Annotated in this window: 15 protein-coding genes; 6 read left to right on the top strand and 9 right to left on the bottom strand. The window is 31.0% G+C overall.

The features are described 5' to 3' along the window. Nucleotides 1-12: 12 nt before the first annotated feature. The 4 genes from xerA to QZN33_RS09475 form a co-directional block, all read right to left on the bottom strand. A complete protein-coding gene (gene xerA, locus QZN33_RS09490; RefSeq protein WP_296791578.1) occupies nt 13-999 on the bottom strand; it encodes a site-specific tyrosine recombinase/integron integrase in 987 nt (328 codons plus the stop codon). After that, nucleotides 996-2,324 carry a restriction endonuclease subunit S gene (locus tag QZN33_RS09485; RefSeq protein ID WP_296791575.1) on the bottom strand — a complete coding sequence of 443 codons (1,329 nt, stop codon included), beginning with the start codon at nt 2,322-2,324 and terminating at the stop codon, nt 996-998. The genes xerA and QZN33_RS09485 overlap by 4 nt, the downstream gene beginning before the upstream one ends. A 58-nt stretch (nt 2,325-2,382) precedes the next feature. Beyond that, on the bottom strand, nt 2,383-3,855 hold the full coding sequence (locus tag QZN33_RS09480; protein ID WP_296791572.1) for a type I restriction-modification system subunit M: 1,473 nt from the start codon (nt 3,853-3,855) through the stop codon (nt 2,383-2,385). Nucleotides 3,856-3,968: 113 nt separating this feature from the next. Next, nucleotides 3,969-4,175: a restriction endonuclease subunit S gene (locus QZN33_RS09475; protein ID WP_296791570.1), complete on the bottom strand. Its 207-nt coding sequence runs from the start codon at nt 4,173-4,175 to the stop codon at nt 3,969-3,971. A 120-nt stretch (nt 4,176-4,295) separates the two neighbouring features. On the opposite strand from QZN33_RS09475, the gene QZN33_RS09470 reads away from it, so the two are divergent. The 5 genes from QZN33_RS09470 (at nt 4,296) to QZN33_RS09450 (ending at nt 12,677) form a co-directional block, all read left to right on the top strand. Then, nucleotides 4,296-5,537, top strand: a complete 1,242-nt coding sequence (locus tag QZN33_RS09470; protein ID WP_296791567.1) for a restriction endonuclease subunit S — start codon at nt 4,296-4,298, stop codon at nt 5,535-5,537. Nucleotides 5,538-5,598: 61 nt separating this feature from the next. Beyond that, nucleotides 5,599-7,386, top strand: coding sequence for an McrB family protein (locus QZN33_RS09465; protein WP_296791565.1), 1,788 nt, complete (start codon nt 5,599-5,601; stop codon nt 7,384-7,386). Nucleotides 7,387-7,394: 8 nt separating this feature from the next. After that, nucleotides 7,395-9,266 (top strand): DUF2357 domain-containing protein, encoded by a 1,872-nt coding sequence (locus QZN33_RS09460; RefSeq protein WP_296791562.1) that lies wholly within the window; start codon nt 7,395-7,397, stop codon nt 9,264-9,266. 77 nt (nt 9,267-9,343) lie between these two features. After that, on the top strand, nt 9,344-9,736 hold the full coding sequence (locus QZN33_RS09455; RefSeq protein WP_296791559.1) for a (deoxy)nucleoside triphosphate pyrophosphohydrolase: 393 nt from the start codon (nt 9,344-9,346) through the stop codon (nt 9,734-9,736). A gap of 1 nt (nt 9,737) precedes the next feature. Beyond that, on the top strand, nt 9,738-12,677 hold the full coding sequence (locus QZN33_RS09450; protein WP_296791555.1) for a DEAD/DEAH box helicase: 2,940 nt from the start codon (nt 9,738-9,740) through the stop codon (nt 12,675-12,677). Nucleotides 12,678-12,706: 29 nt separating this feature from the next. On the opposite strand, the gene QZN33_RS09445 is transcribed toward QZN33_RS09450, so the two are convergent. From QZN33_RS09445 to QZN33_RS09425, 5 genes are all read right to left on the bottom strand, one after another. Next, complete coding sequence (locus QZN33_RS09445; protein ID WP_296791552.1) at nt 12,707-12,961, bottom strand: hypothetical protein; 255 nt, start codon at nt 12,959-12,961, stop codon at nt 12,707-12,709. A gap of 286 nt (nt 12,962-13,247) precedes the next feature. Beyond that, complete coding sequence (locus QZN33_RS09440) at nt 13,248-13,643, bottom strand: zinc ribbon domain-containing protein (protein ID WP_296791549.1); 396 nt, start codon at nt 13,641-13,643, stop codon at nt 13,248-13,250. Nucleotides 13,644-13,650: 7 nt separating this feature from the next. After that, nucleotides 13,651-14,058, bottom strand: coding sequence for a zinc ribbon domain-containing protein (locus QZN33_RS09435; RefSeq protein WP_296791546.1), 408 nt, complete (start codon nt 14,056-14,058; stop codon nt 13,651-13,653). Next, nucleotides 14,042-14,623 (bottom strand): zinc ribbon domain-containing protein, encoded by a 582-nt coding sequence (locus QZN33_RS09430; RefSeq protein WP_296791600.1) that lies wholly within the window; start codon nt 14,621-14,623, stop codon nt 14,042-14,044. Before QZN33_RS09430 ends, QZN33_RS09435 begins: the two co-directional genes overlap by 17 nt. A 113-nt stretch (nt 14,624-14,736) precedes the next feature. Next, entirely contained in the window at nt 14,737-14,904 is a 168-nt protein-coding gene (locus tag QZN33_RS09425) for a hypothetical protein (RefSeq protein WP_296791544.1), read from the bottom strand. Between the two features lie 180 nt (nt 14,905-15,084). Between QZN33_RS09425 and QZN33_RS09420 the strand changes: the two genes are divergently transcribed. Beyond that, complete coding sequence (locus QZN33_RS09420) at nt 15,085-15,255, top strand: hypothetical protein (protein WP_296791541.1); 171 nt, start codon at nt 15,085-15,087, stop codon at nt 15,253-15,255. The last annotated feature ends 897 nt before the right edge of the window (nt 15,256-16,152 follow it).

The following is a 16,152-nucleotide window of genomic DNA, read 5'->3' as shown; positions in this document are numbered from 1 at the left end:
CTAAACAATAATTTATCCAATAAATTTCCTATGGGCTAATTTTACATTGCTCTGATTAACCATTGCATATTGCATGGTGGTATCAATTTGAACATGGCCTAATAATTTTTGTACTTGTTCTATTGGCATTCCTTTATCAATTGCATTTGTTGCCATTGTTCTTCTAAATTTGTGGGGGTGCACTTTGTTAATGTTGCATTTATTTCCAAGTTCTCTTAATCTTGTTTCTACTCCACTAATTCCTAATCGGTCATATGGGCTGTTTAATGAAACAAATAATGCTGGATTTTCATCAATTCTTGATTGTAAGTATTCGAGTAAATGTATTTTTGTTCTTGCATCAAAATATACAATTCGTTCACTTTCTCCTTTTCCAAATACAACACATTCTCGTTCATAAAAATCAATGTCTTCTATATTTAATCGTACTAATTCCCCAACTCTTATTCCTGTTGAAGTTAGAAGTTCAACCATTGCAAGATCTCTTATTTCTTCACAATTGTCTCTTAAAACTTCTAAATTTTCATCAGTTAATACTTCTTTTACAACTCTTCCAGTTTTTACTCTATGAATTCGTCTAACTGGATTTTTTATGATATAATCTTCATCTTCTAACCATGAAAAGAAACTTGAAAAAATTCTTCTTATATTGTCTATTGTTGTTTTTGAAGAATGTCTTTCATTTTTGTGTTCGAAAAGGTATTTTCTTAAATCATCAGTATTAATGTTATAAACTTGTTTTTTAATGGTTATTAACATTTTTTCAATTGTGGTTTGGTAATATTTTATTGTTTTTTTAGAGCAGCCTTCGACTTGTTTAGCGGATAAAAAAAGTTTTAGTAGTTTAAAATTATCTATTTCACTTAATTCATTATTGTTATCAATTATATCTATGTCTTGAAGTGAATTTAATAATGAATTGGTTAATTTGATGTATTGTCCTTGATTTAAGTAAGGTTTCATTTGATTTTGGATTTTTGAAATAATTTTAGTTTTCATATTATCACCTCTACTAATTTATTTTGTTGTAGCGATGTAAAATTATTAATACAATTCTCTTGTGTCTTGGGAGGCATGTCACAATTTATCTTCGAGACATCAATCTCACCGGACATTAACTTTGGAAGTAAAGTGTCACGTAATTTTGTTAAATTATTAATCTCTTTCATATTAATTGAAATTTGATTATATATTTGTTCCATGATGTTGCTAAGATCTTTTAAAATAGATAAATCAGAAGGTAATGCTAATCTAAATTTTTTAATTCCTTTTTTATCCAAATGAAGAACAGTAGTGCCATTTACATAACCTAAAATATGCATTTTAAATCTATAACTTTTTAAAATAGCCGCTAATAAAAAATTATTAATCTCAGGAATTTTAGATTCAACTTTCACTAAATCCATAGACATAATTACTTCATTGTAGCCCCGTTTATCCAATAATAAAACACAATTACCAATAATGTCTGCATCTTGAGTAACGTCAGTACAAGACACTAAAACATCATTTTCATTAACAAAATGTTGTTCTTTAATTTTTTCTGAATAAACAATCTCTTTAAATCCATCACTTCTAAAACTACCATCACGATTAAAATTTTTAATAGTTGCCATAGCAGAATTTGAAGGCTGTAATTCATTCCCTTTATAGGAATATCCATTAAAAATATCTGCTATTGAATTAAAATCATGAACTTTCCAATCTATTGGTATATTGCCTAATTCAGAATTTTGCATCCCATTTTCTAAAAAAGGGCAGAAATCTTCCATGTAATATTTAAAAATATTTTTTGATAATAAATGTAAATTTTTATTTATCTTTTCTAAATTTTCAATCTTTGATTCAATAGTATCTATAATTTCTACAATAATATCTTGATTTTCAAGAGATGGTAAATCAATATCAATTGTTGATAATTCAGAGAAAGTTATTTGTGGAAATGTTCCTGATCTTGATTCGGCCAAACCTTGTAAAAAATTAACAATATCTTTATTCTTTAAAATATAATATAAATATTTTGATCTTATTTTTTCTTTTTTAGGACGTAATACCATTAGTTTTGTAGATGCAACATAATCTTTTGATTCAAAATCGACAAAAGCATAATGTTTATTAGCAGGTCTAATTTCTGAATATAAAATGTCTCCTTTTTGAAATAACTTTTTAAATTGTCCTTTAATATCTTTATTTGGAACAAATTCATGATTTAAAACTTTACCGTTAAAAACATCAGACGTATTAATTAATACAATATTCTCAGTATTTTTATCATAAGTTTCAGATATGGAATCACATAATTCATCTAAATAAACTAAACTCAAATTTGTGCGACTTTAAAAAACTATTGATTATGCTCATTAAAATCTTCTGAATTAAAAATTATTTAAATTCAATTTCATTTAAAATCTTCTTTATTTTTTTATTTTGTGCTTCAGACTCGTCCATTAAGTCATAAAGCTCAGTAGTTAGTTTATTCATTTTTTCTTTGAATGGTATGCCATCATCTTTTTCTGGTTTAAATCCTACATATCTTCCAGGGGTTAATATGAATTCGTGTTTTTTAATTTCTTCTAGATCACTGACTTTGCAGAATCCTTTTTCATCATCGAGTGTTCCTTCTTCAAATTTGGTGAAAGTATCAGCAATTAATTCTATATCCTCATCAGTTAGTTCACGTAATTTACGGGAAACCATAGTTCCCATTTTACTAGCATCAATAAATAAAGTCTTACCTTTTTGTTTTTTAGCTTTATTTAAAAACCATAGAGAAACAGGTATTCCTCCAGCATAGAATAATTGTGTAGGTAATGCTACAATACATTCGACTAAATCATCTTCAATAATAGCTTGCCTAATTTTTCCTTTTGAGGATAGTGAACCATTAGCTAGAACTAATCCAATTTTTCCTTTTGGTGACAAATGATAAATCATATATTGTATCCATGCGAAGTTTGCATTTCCTTTTGGGGGGATTCCATATTTCCACATCGGACTATCTTGCAGTTCTTCAAAACCCCATTTGTCCATGTTAAATTTTGGATTTGCTAAAATATAATCTGCTTTTATTAAAGGATGTATATCAGTCCTTAAGGTATCACTCGAATAACTTCCTATATCAACATCAAGCTTATGGATAATGGTATTTAATTTAGATAATTTCCATCGATCATTATTTATTTCTTGACCGTAAAAAGAGAAATTTTGAATAGGAATATTTTGATTTTCAAGGAATTTATCAAGTTGTATAAACATTCCTCCAGTACCACAACAAGGGTCATAAACTCGACCGGCATTTGGTTTAAGTATATTGACTAATACTTTAATTATACCAATAGGAGTGTATGATTCGCTTGATTTTTTACCTTCAGCTTGGAAGAATCTATAAAGACATGTTTCATAAATGTTACTCCAAAATCTTTCATTTGGGGAGTAATCATTGAATGAGATATTATTAAATAAATCAATTAGTTCTCCTAGATGTTTTTTATCTATTTCGGGATTTCCAAAGTTTTTTGAAAAAATACCTTTTAATTGCGGATTGGCATCTTCAATTAATTTCATTGCATTATCAATAGTGTAACCATTCTCTTCAGAATATGTTTTTTTAGAAATAAATTCCCAACGAGCTTTGAGAGGCATATAAAATATATTTTCAGAGGTATATTCATCAATATCATCTTCAAATCCCATCCCTTCATCGAGAAGTTCTTGATTTTTGATTTCAAATTCATCAGAAACATATTTTAAAAAAATTAAGTTTAATATAATTATTTTATATTCACCAATACTTAATTTTCCTTGAAATTCATTTATTGTGTCAAAAATTAATTCGATAAATTTGGATTCATTCATACTTATCAATTAATATTTTAAATTTAATATTGTAAATGTTTTTTCTTAAATTAATTTTATTTATAAGTATTTTTTAGAAACATCAATTTGGCATTAATTTAAAAATGTTAGTTTTAGTATTCAGTTATAATTTTTTGATTTGTTGATGATTCATTATTGGCTATTGCGACATCTCCAATTGGTGCTCTGGATGTCCTTAGTACTGTATTTTTTGGAAATAATCTTGCACTGGAATTATTTAATCCTTCCTCTGAAATGTTACGTTCTCCTCTGGAGATATAAAAATCATCATGTGAAGATAAATCTTTAGTGTTATCCAACCAATATTTCAATTCTAATATTCATCTTTCTTTATTGATGGAGTTCCACTAAAACAACTTCTCAATGTCGCCAATTTTGTAATCTTTAAATTTTAAACTCAAATTTAATGAAAGATTTATTTGAGTTTAGAGTTAAGAAAGTTTTCTGAATTGACAATAAATTTTGATAAAGAACGGATACCATTATCTTCGTCTGAAAGAGAAACTAAAAAAGGAAAATATCCATATTATGGTGCTCAAGGAATAATTGATAGTCTTGATGAATATATTTTTGATGGAGAATATTTATTAATAGCTGAAGATGGTGAAAATCTAAATTCTAGATCTCAACCAATTGCTAATGTTGTTTCAGGCAAATTTTGGGTAAATAATCATGCACATATTGTTAAAACTAATTCTGAATGTGATATTCATTATTTATGTTATTTATTGAATAATACAAATATTTCTGGATACATAACAGGTTCTGCACAACCAAAATTAAACCAATATAATTTAAACAATATGGTTTTGGAAATTCAAGATTATGAAACCCAATGTAAAATATCAAAAATACTTAAAGGAATTAATAATAAAATAAAGTTAAATGAGGAAATAAATAAAAATTTACTTTATATTGCGGATGCAGTTTTTAAAAATGAATTCCGAAATTTTGATGATTATTCTGAAGATGAGTTAATTACTTCAGATTTTGGTTTAATGCCAGTGGATTGGTATTATAAAACTCTTGACGAAATTTCTGATGTAGCTATTGGAAAAACTCCTCCTCGAAAAGAAACAGGGTGGTTTTCAGAGAAAGAAGGTGTTAAATGGGTTTCAATTAAAGATCTTGGAAACTCTGGCACATATGTTTTTGAAACTTCTGAATATCTTACCGAAGAAGCTATTGAAAAGTTTAATGTTAAATTAATTCCAGAAGATACAGTTATTTTAAGTTTTAAGCTTACTGTGGGAAGACTCGGAATCACAACTGAAGAAATGGTTACTAATGAAGCTATTGCTCATTTTAAATTAGATGAAAATAGTCCTATATCAAAAGAATATCTTTATTTATACTTAAAAAACTTTAACTATGAAGAATTAGGAAGTACATCATCAATTGCGAAAGCTATTAATTCAAAAATAGTTAAAAAGATTCCAGTATTAATTCCTTCAAATAATAAACTGAATGAATTTAAAGAATTATTTGAAAACATATTTAACGAGATTAAAAGCAATCAACTTGAGACAAATAAGTTAACTAAACTAAGAGATACATTGTTGCCTAAGTTAATGTCTGGTGAAATCGATGTCTCAAAGATAAATTGTGATTTCATAAATTTGGTTAACGATCGACATTTTTTAATATTGTGTTATATATAAATTGTATTGATTATGGAAAATTGTTGTCATTTCATAAAATTGCTTTGGGTAGGTTTTTATCATGTCAAATAAATCAGAAGTTGTATCATTTTATAATTATTTAATATCAAAAGGATATTATTTTGACAAAGATTTGATAGAAAATTATTTGTTATCTTTAAAAGTTAAGCCTTTTGAAATATTAACTGGAAATTCAGGAACTGGAAAAACAAAATTATCTCAATTATTTGCTCAGTTTGTCTATGATGAGGGAAATACTCAGCATATTTCTGCTGATGGAGGATACTTTACAGTTAAAGCTAAAACTAATTACTCTTCTTGGAAAAATATGGGTTGGACACTTCCGAAGGCAGAATTTAAAAAGATTTTCCCGATTGATAAATGTGAAATAAAATTTGACATGTTTGTAGATGATATTCCTGCTGAGGGAAGTATTGATGTTGTACTTCAGTTGTTTTATTCAAATGACCAATTAAAATCTTATTTTAAAGAGTTATACGAAAAAAATTCAAATTCTACCGTTGATTTGAATATTGATTGCAATAACATTAAAAAAATTTTATCTGACTATAAAGATCCTAATGGTTCTATTATTCTAAATCTCAAAGCTAATAAGTCTGCAGCTAAAGATAGGCAATGGATGTTGGGCAATGCATTTTTTGAATATCTTCCATTTAAACATGGTTTTGTTGAGTGCAATTTCATTATAGATGGCACTTCATACGATGCAAAATTTAGAGTCATGCCAAGAGTATCATTTAAACCAAATAATCGATTGCAGAATTATTTAGCTGAAAATATTGGAAATCCGGTTAAAGTAGAACTTAAAATAGATACTTTTGATTTTGATAGTTTCAAACCAAAATTTGACTGTGATAAATTTAAAGAAGAAGAAACTGATTTAATTGATTTTGAGGGAGATTCATCAAAATATATTATTGTTCCAGTTGGTGCCAATTGGACAGATAACACAAACATTGTAGGTTATTATAATGTAATCACTGAAGATTATCAATCAACTCCCGCTTATGATTTAATAAACAAAGCTCAGGATGACTCAGATAATCCATATTTCTTGATTTTGGATGAAATGAACCTTTCACATGTTGAAAGATATTTTGCAGATTTCCTATCAGCTATTGAAAGCGGTGAAGAAATTCCATTGTATGGTGAAGACAGGACATTAAAGCTTCCGGATAATCTTTTCATAATTGGAACTGTTAATGTGGATGAAACAACTTATATGTTTTCCCCGAAAGTGCTTGACAGGGCAAATACAATAGAATTTGACACGTTATCTGCTTCGCAGTATATGGAGTCTGGCCTGGACTCAAATGATTTTGAAGGGGATATTGAATACTTGCAGTCTCCATTGGATGGATCAAACATTTCAAATTTCAATATTATGGATTTAAAAGATATTTTCACTAAAATTTCCTATGGTGATGATAATTTATGGCATGAGTTAGCCATGGAGCTAACAGCATTTCAGGAAACTCTTAAAGATTCAAGCTTTGACTTTGGTTTTAGAGTAATCAACGAAATTTTAAGATTTATGGTTGTTTCATGGAGATATGAAAACTCTCCTGAAGAATGGGATAACTGGGAAAGGTATTTTGATGCTCAAATCAAACAGAAAATACTTCCTAAACTCCATGGTTCAGAAAAAGCTATTGGCAATGTCCTAACCAAATTATTCAATCTTTGTCTGATTGAGAGAAACAATAATGAAAATCCTAAGAACTTTAACGTTACTAAAGACAATTGTAGATATTATACTTCAGCATTAAAGCTTCAAAACATGTCTAAAGTATTGTCTGATCAAAGATATGTTTCATTTATAAATTAAAGATTTAAATGATCGAGCAAAAAGTTATTATCAATCTGATAGATGATGATTCAAACAATATGGGAGTTTTAAGTGTTAGTTCTATTGACTATTCTTCTCAAAAAGAATCCGACATTAACATTTCAAGTTCTCTAACATTAAAGAATGTTCCATTAGTTGATGAACCAGATAATTTGACTCCGATTCAGTACTGGCAAAACCCTACATCTAATTTCGCAAATCTGATGTTTTTAGAAGAAACTGAATATCAGATACTATTTGAGTCAAGGGATGTTAATGCAACATATAATGTACTGTATTCCTTAACCAAAATGAATGATAATCATTTTAAAGAATTCCGATTTGATTTGGGTGATAATAACAAATATAAAGTTGCTGGAACTCTAAACTTTAGAAGTTATGTTGGTAAATCATTTTTAGATATTAAAAAAGATGAGGTCTCTTCAATTAAAATCCCGATTGAAGTAAGATCTAAAAAAATAGACTATTTCAATCAATACTCTTCAATGATTGCAGATTTATCCCAGCAGGCATTAAGTCTAATTTTTGAAGTCAATTCACCATTATATCAGGAATTTGAACTGGATTCAAGAAAAAAAGAGACTTTATATGAAGATTTCATGTTTTTAGAATATCTCTTCAGGCAGGATAATCTGCCTTCAATTTTTGAATATCTCTCTAAAAACCTCCATTCTCAGCTAAAAAATCACACAGAAACAGTTCCAATTTCATTTGCATCTAACGTTAATCATAATACGTTAAAAAATATAGTTACAAAACCGAATAAACTGTTTAAATCAGATTCTAATTTGGAAATTGCTAAAAAACTAAATGGATATTTGCCTTATGAAATTGACCAAATAAAACATGAGGATGTTATAGATATTCCTGAAAACAGATTTTTAAAATACTTTTTAGAGCTGATACAAAATCTTGTTGAAAAACTGAGTGCCAATTCTAAAGAAGGATACATTAAAGATAAGCTATCCTATTTTAGAGATGAAATCGAGTATTATTTGTCTGCCAAATTCTTTAATCATATCTCTACAATGGATTATGTTCCGTTCAACTCTCAGATTTTGCAAAAAAAGGAAGGCTACAGAGAAATTTTCCATTACTTTTTAATGCTTGAATTTTCATTTAGATTAAGCTGGGATGAGGTTAACGACCAATTCAAAGGATTTGAGAAGAAACTGTCTGAATTATATGAATATTGGTGTTATTTCAAAATATTAAAAGTTTTAAATGATTTGAGCATTAATAAAATCAGTTTTGAAGATGTATTTCTAATCAACAAGGACAATTGGTCTATTGGTATTAAAAAAGGTGTTAAGTCTGTAAAACACTTTAAATTAAATTTACATGGTCAGGATATTAAAATTGATTTGTTTTATAACTTGAGATTTTCTGATAAATCACAATACAGGTCATATTCTCTAGCTTTCAAGCCGGACTATACATTGCTTGTTACAATTGGTGGTGAAACTCACTACATTCATTTTGATGCTAAATATCGCTCTGAGCTTGAAATTAGCAATTTTTACTCAAAAATTACTAATTCTACTGAGCTTGATGAGGAGATAGATAAAAGGGATGCTGAAGAAGAGAAAGACTATATTTTCAAAGATGGGGATATCTATAAAATGCACACATATAAAGATTCTATTTTAAAAACTGAAGGGGCTTATGTTCTCTATCCGGGAAATATAACTCAAAGATTTTATGAATCTGATTTAATAATTCCATCTGTTGGTGCTTTTTCTCTAACGCCTGGAAATGAGGATATTGAAGAGGATAATTTGGAAATATTTATTAAAGAAGTGATTAAAACATTATTGTTTAATCATGGATTAATTACTTTGGACATAGTTAGTTCATAGTTGATTCTGTTTAATATTATTCTAAAATTAAAACTATATAACGTAAGCTGCCAAATATTTAACCAGAGGAAAAACTTATGAAAACTTTAAATGTTGTTGCAGCTATTATTAAAAAGGATAATAAAATTCTGGCCACTAAGCGAGGATATGGGGAATTTATAAACATGTGGGAATTTCCTGGCGGCAAAATAGAGCCAGAGGAAACAAAAGAGCAGGCACTTATAAGGGAAATCAAAGAAGAGCTTGACTGCACTATAAAACCCACAAAATTCGCCTTAGACTTGGAATATCAGTATCCTACTTTTTATCTTAAAATGAGCTGTTTTGAAGCAATAATTGAAAGCGGAACTCCAAAGCTTCTAGAACACAACGACGCCAGGTGGCTTGAAAAATCAGAACTTGGCGAGGTAAACTGGATTCCTGCGGATTTGCAGATTATAGATTATCTAAAAGAAACTATGGATGATTAAAATGAACCGGGATGAAATCTTAAACGGAGCTAAAACTGCTTTTATCAACTTAAACAATGACTCCAACACAGATTTCACACCAAAACTGGTCTATAACAGTCAAAACACCAAAGTAATCAATTCAATCGTCTCTGAACTTCAAAACTGCGATGAGTTTATAATGTCTTCCGCATTCATAACCATGGGTGGACTAATGCATCTTTTAGAGGAGTTCAAAAGACTTGAAAGACTGAACGTTAAAGGTAAAATCCTCACCACTGACTATTTATACTTTACCGAACCTAAGGCATTAAGAAAGCTTCAGGAATTTTCAAACATTGAAGTTAAGATGTATTCACAGGAAAGCGAGGGCTTCCACACAAAGGGATATATCTTTAAAAAGAACAACACCTACAAGGCCATCGTGGGAAGTTCAAATCTCACAATGAATGCTCTAACAGTCAACAAGGAGTGGAATGTGGAGTTCACCTCTTTAGAAGAAGGTGAAATGCTCTCATCAATCAAACATGAGTTTAAGGAGCTGTGGAATAAAGCAAATTCTTTAAGTGAAGCCCTACCGGCCTATGAAAAGATTTACAATGACAATAAAAACTTTAAAAATATCAGAAAAATCACAGAAGAGCTTAAAGAAAAGCACGTTAAAGACTTAACTCCAAACATCATGCAGGAGGAGTTTCTCGAAAACCTGCGAAATCTCATAAAGCACGGTGAAAAGAGAGCCATTTTAGTCTCAGCAACAGGTACCGGTAAGACTTACGCTTCAGCATTTGCCGTTAAGGATTTCAGACCAAAAAGATTTCTTTTTTTAGTTCACAGGGAACAGATTGCAAAGCAATCAATAAACGCCTACAAGAACGTTTTCAAGGACCATGAAAACTTCGGTTTAGTTTCTGGAAACTCCAAGGATTTCGATAAAAACTATGTTTTCGCAACTATCCAGACAATGTCAAAGGATGAGGTCTATGAAAGCTACAGTCCCGAACATTTCGACTATATTGTCATCGACGAGGTCCACAAGGCTGGAGCTTTAAGCTATCACAAGATTTTCCGCTATTTCAAACCTAAATTCTGGCTTGGAATGACTGCTTCACCTGAACGTACAGACGGCTTTAACATATACGATCTTTTCGACAACAACATTGCCCATGAAATCAGACTTCAGGAAGCTTTAGAGGAAAACCTTTTATGTCCTTTCCATTATTTTGGAATTACTGACGTTGAGTTTGAAGACGAAACCGTTGACGATAACTTCACAGACTTCAATCTTCTGGCTTCCAACAAGCGTGTTGACTATCTAATAGAAAAAGCGGAGTTTTACGGATACTCAGGAGAGAGAAGAAAAGCATTGGTCTTTTGTTCAAGAAAACGGGAAGCTGAACTTTTAAGTGAGAAATTCAACAAAAGAGGCTATAAGTCAGTGGTTCTGACAGGTGACGATTCACAGGAAAAGCGTCTTGATGCAATAGACAGGCTTACAAACGATGAAAACCCTGATAAAATCGAATTCATTTTCACAGTTGACATCTTCAATGAAGGGGTTGACATTCCCGAAATCAATCAGGTGCTTCTGGTTAGACCAACAGAGTCTCCAATCATTTTCATCCAGCAGCTTGGAAGAGGTCTTAGGAAATATAAAAACAAGGAGTATGTTGTTATTCTGGATTTCATCGGAAACTACAAAAACAACTTCATGATTCCTATTGCACTTTCAGGAGACAGATCATATGATAAGGACAGAATCAGAAAGTATCTCATTGAAGGAAATAAGATTATTCCCGGCGCTTCTTCAATAAACTTTGATGAAATTTCCAAAAAGCGTATATTTGACTCCATTAACAACACTTCATTCAACAGGAAGGCTCTCTTTAAGGAAAAGTACATGAATTTAAAATACAAGCTTGGAAGGATTCCTTCATTATATGACTTCGCCGTCAATGCAGAATTCAATCCGGAGTTAATCCTCGCACACAAGGATTATCAGACATATCATGACTTTTTATGTGATGTCGATGATGACTACACATCCCACATTGACAATACGGATTTCTTGAAATTCATATCCAAAAAGCTTTTGAAGGGAATCAGGCCCCATGAGCTTATAATTCTTGAATGCCTGAAGTTCAACAGGTATTTTACAGTTGAGCAAATTGAAAAGTGTTTAAAAGAAAATTTCGGATTGGAAAACCAGTTTGACTCCATTAAGGGAGCTATCAACTTTTTAAGCCTTAATTTCTATTTAAAGGAAAAGGGCGAAGGATATCAGGCAAATACAATTGAAAAAATAGTTGAAAAGCCGGAAAACCTCTTTTTCAAATTCAATGAGGATATCTACAATGACCTTAAAAACAATAAGGGCTACAGATTTGAAATCTCAGAGGATTTTAAAAAGGCTTTAACCAGTCAGGTATTTGTAGACCATTTAAATGATGCTTTAAAATACGGATTTTTCAAGTATGAAAACGTATATGATTCAAAAGAAGATTTCAAGTTATATGAAAAGTACTCCCGTGAAGATGTTTTAAGAATTCTCAACTGGAAATACTTCATGAACGGGCAGAATATCGGGGGATACAAGATAAAGTACAATACCTGTCCGATTTTTGTAACCTACAACAAGGCTGAAGACATTTCAGAGACAATCAACTACGAAGACCATTTCATATCAAAAGAAGTGTTCAACTGGATGAGTAGAAACAACAGGAAAACCTCCTCATCAGAACTTGAACCGTTAATTAACTATAATGGTCTTGATGTGGAATTATTCATTCAGAAAAGCAACGATGAGGGAATTGAGTTCTACTATATAGGTAAATTGACTCCAATCACATATAAGCAGGTGTACAGGAACATCAACGGCAAAGACCAGCCTATTGTTAATTTCAAATTCAAACTTGAAAGTCCTGTGAGGGATGAAATCTATTCCTATTTTGTAAATGACTGATTCTTTAAGCTATTCAGATGTTTGACAGTTTATCCGTTAATTATAATGTTTCTGTGTATTATAAAGTCCAGTATGCAGTCTGTTTTTAAGTAGGGTTTTAAATAAGAATCTGTCTGATTTATTTCGTTTATGTCTTTTTGCGAGAGTTTTTTTGTATAAAAACTTTCACATCCGTATGTGCCTTTGCAGTAATCATTTAATTTTAAATACAGTTCGTTTGAAGGAGTAAAATCAAATTCAACTCTCTTGCCGTCTTTATATATTATGCAGGTTTCCAGATACATTTTTTACCCTCTGTTTTATTATATTCTATTCAGTTATGATATGGCATTTTTCAGGTAATCAGGCAATGCTTTGGTTGTTGTTGAAAGATTAGGTAAATATTTGGAAAAAATAGTTGAAAATGAAGATTAGTTATCTTCATATTTCTCAGAACTCTTATCATTTGAATCTTCACTCATCCAGGAATACTCATCCGGATAAGCTTCCTGCAGTTTTTGATTTGCATATTTTTGATCCTTCATCGGTCTGATAATAAGGATTGCTTCAGCAGTTATTTTTTTGCACTTATCAGTTTTGATATTGCTGGTTCAGCATCATTCGGCGCTGATTGTTGACATTTTCAACTTCCTTATAGGTGAGAACCATACCTGCAATCCACACAGCCAGGGTGAAAATAAAAAATATTCCTCCTGTAGATATTGTAATAAAATTCACTATTATTGAAACTACAAAAATACCAATTCCCTTTTCAAGATTGCCTGCATATGCTATTCCTGTTCCTGCAAATATGAATGAGAGCAACATTGCAACTGCCATGCTTTTTTCTTCTGTGTAAATGGGAATATTCATGCTGCTGCCTGCAGATGAATCAGACTCATATTTCAGTTCAGCTCCGCATCTGTCACAGAATTTTCCCTTTTCATTTGCAAGCTCATGTCCGCATTTATCGCAAAATCTCGCCATAAAATCACTAATAATAATAATTGTAATATCTCATTGAATTGACGTATGCCATGTATGAAAACCACATATAATAGACAATTGCCAGAATGATTGCTAGAACTATCATTATTATTCCGTGCTTGTGGACGTCCTTGTTAGGTCTTGTGAGAAGATAGATTCCGATGATTATTCCAAAAAGCGGCAGGAATATTGAGCATATGTATCCGATTACGATTGCTGCAGTGTGTGTGTCCTGATTGAGTGAATTTCCGCACTTCACACATACAGTACTTCCAAATGGTATGGTGGAACCGCATTTCGGACATATTATTCCTGAAGTAGTCTCAGGGGTCTTTTCTTTAACTCCTTCTCCGCAGTGGGGGCAGAATTTGGAGTCCTCTTTAATTTCTTTTCCACAGTTACTGCAGTAAGGCATTTTCTTCCTCTTCTTGTTCTGTTAAATCTTTTCCACAGTTCGGACAGAATTTAGCTTCACTGAGAAGTTCTTCTCCGCACTCGTCACATTTGCGCTTTTCTTCGACAATTTCCTCTTCTGTTAAATCTTTTCCGCAGTTCGGACAGAACCTGTTGGATTCGCTTACTTCTTTTCCGCAGTTCGGACAAAGAGGAACGTTTTCATCTTCATCAATTCCTTCCAATGACACGTCTTTTCCGCATCCCGGGCAGAATTTGGATTCTTTGTAAAGTCCGTGACCGCATTCTTCACAGTATCCGTCGAATGGCTTTGATGTTGAATCTCCGGAGCCCTGGACGCTTTTATTGGTTATAGTCACAATATCGTCAGAGGCAACCAGATAGTATATGATCGCTACCGGGAAAATGAATATGAGCAGGATAATAAGAAGTGCCAGACTGTATGATTTTTTCTTTAAAATAGCTGTTCCGTTAAAATTACTCTGCATATTGTATCCTTGAGCAAGATACATCTGCAGCTGCTGATTGAACTCGTTTTCGTTGTTTACGTCAATGTTAATGTTCATCGCCAAATTAGATTCCTCCCTTAAATTGTGTTATACACATGTTATTTACTATAATGATGAATGTATAAAAATATGTCGATTTAAGTTAAAAAGAGAAAAAATAGGTGATGGTTTTAGTGCATATAGGGCAGGAAGGTGTAGTATCCGTCAACTGAGGTCGGGACCATGTGGACGTGTTCTATTTTACCTGTTTTTCTGTTGAGTCTCTCGACAGTGAAAGGTTCCACATGAGGTCTGTTCATTGAGTCCAGTATTCCTTTAAGTGTTTTTGATATTTTCATGTTTTCACCTCTAAACAAGTTTTTGTTAATCTTATATTGTCTAATAGTCATTTATAAAGTTTTTCGACTGCAAGTACTTACTTGCATCCTTTAAATCACTATTTAAGCCCTTAATCAAAGTTTAGCTCATACAATAATATTCATTACTCTTAAAAAACATACCTATTATCAGGTGTTATTATGGCAGATAAAAGCAATATCGAGTCAAGACTTGCAAAAGCAGAAGAGTTAAAATCATCACTTGAAGAGAAATACGAAAAAGTAAAGGGATCTCCCAGAGAACAAGAATTCAAATCACAGCTTGACAAAGTCACAGAGCTGATTGATCATTTAAAAAAAGAACTTGAATGATAACATGATTGCGGGAGTTTAACTCCATCATGTTAATTTAAAAAAACGGGTTTGTTAACAACTTTCATCTTTAAAAGTACAATTGAGTATATGAAAAGTGTAATATTTAAAGTTTTTCGCGTGTAAGTACTCGCTTGCACCCTTAATCAATAAAAAAAGAATTCAAATCAACTTAGGAAATTATTGGGAGTATTTAAACACCCATTGGTGTGTTTTCAAGTTTGATTTGGATATAATGAAATAGGATAATTGACTACTCAATCATCCTTACTTTGAGAGGTGGAAAAACCTTCAAAGTACATGTAAATATATGAAATAATAATTATATAAACTTTTTCGCGTGTAAGCACTTACTAACAATCTTGTTTTATAAAAAAAGCACTTATAGTTTAGGGAGAGTATGTTAACTCCCTACACATAAGTTAAAATGGAGAAAAAATAATAACTAAGCGTGTTAACACTCGATTATTATTTGAAGTTTTAACTTCAATATATTCTTATGAAATACTCACTATTTATATTTTTTCGAAAGTAAGTCCTAACTTGCCTTTAAAAACGTTTGTTCGGTTTTTTTCCATTGTTGTTGTGATGTCTGACATATTATAGCTTAATTTCGAAATCTTGCCGTTATGAGTTGGAAAAGGTCTGTTTTAGATGAATAATATTCATTTTTATTTTACATTTTTTATCAGTCTCGAAAATTTCACTTGATGAATACAATTCTTTTAAATGAAGTCAATTTTACTAAATAAAGGAAATTAGCATAGTGTATGAATTTACTTCTTGAACCTCTCCGGCTTGTAGAAGCCGGAGATTCTTAGGCCATACCTATTGTTTCGTCAAAGCATTTCCATTCATATTTATTTATGAATTTTCCTTGACCAATAGGTATGAAAT

The sequence above is a fragment of the uncultured Methanobrevibacter sp. genome, assembly GCF_900314615.1.
Classification (GTDB): domain Archaea; phylum Methanobacteriota; class Methanobacteria; order Methanobacteriales; family Methanobacteriaceae; genus Methanocatella.
The sequence above is the reverse complement of the archived record's forward strand: the minus strand, read 5'-3'. Positions and strand labels throughout refer to the sequence as shown.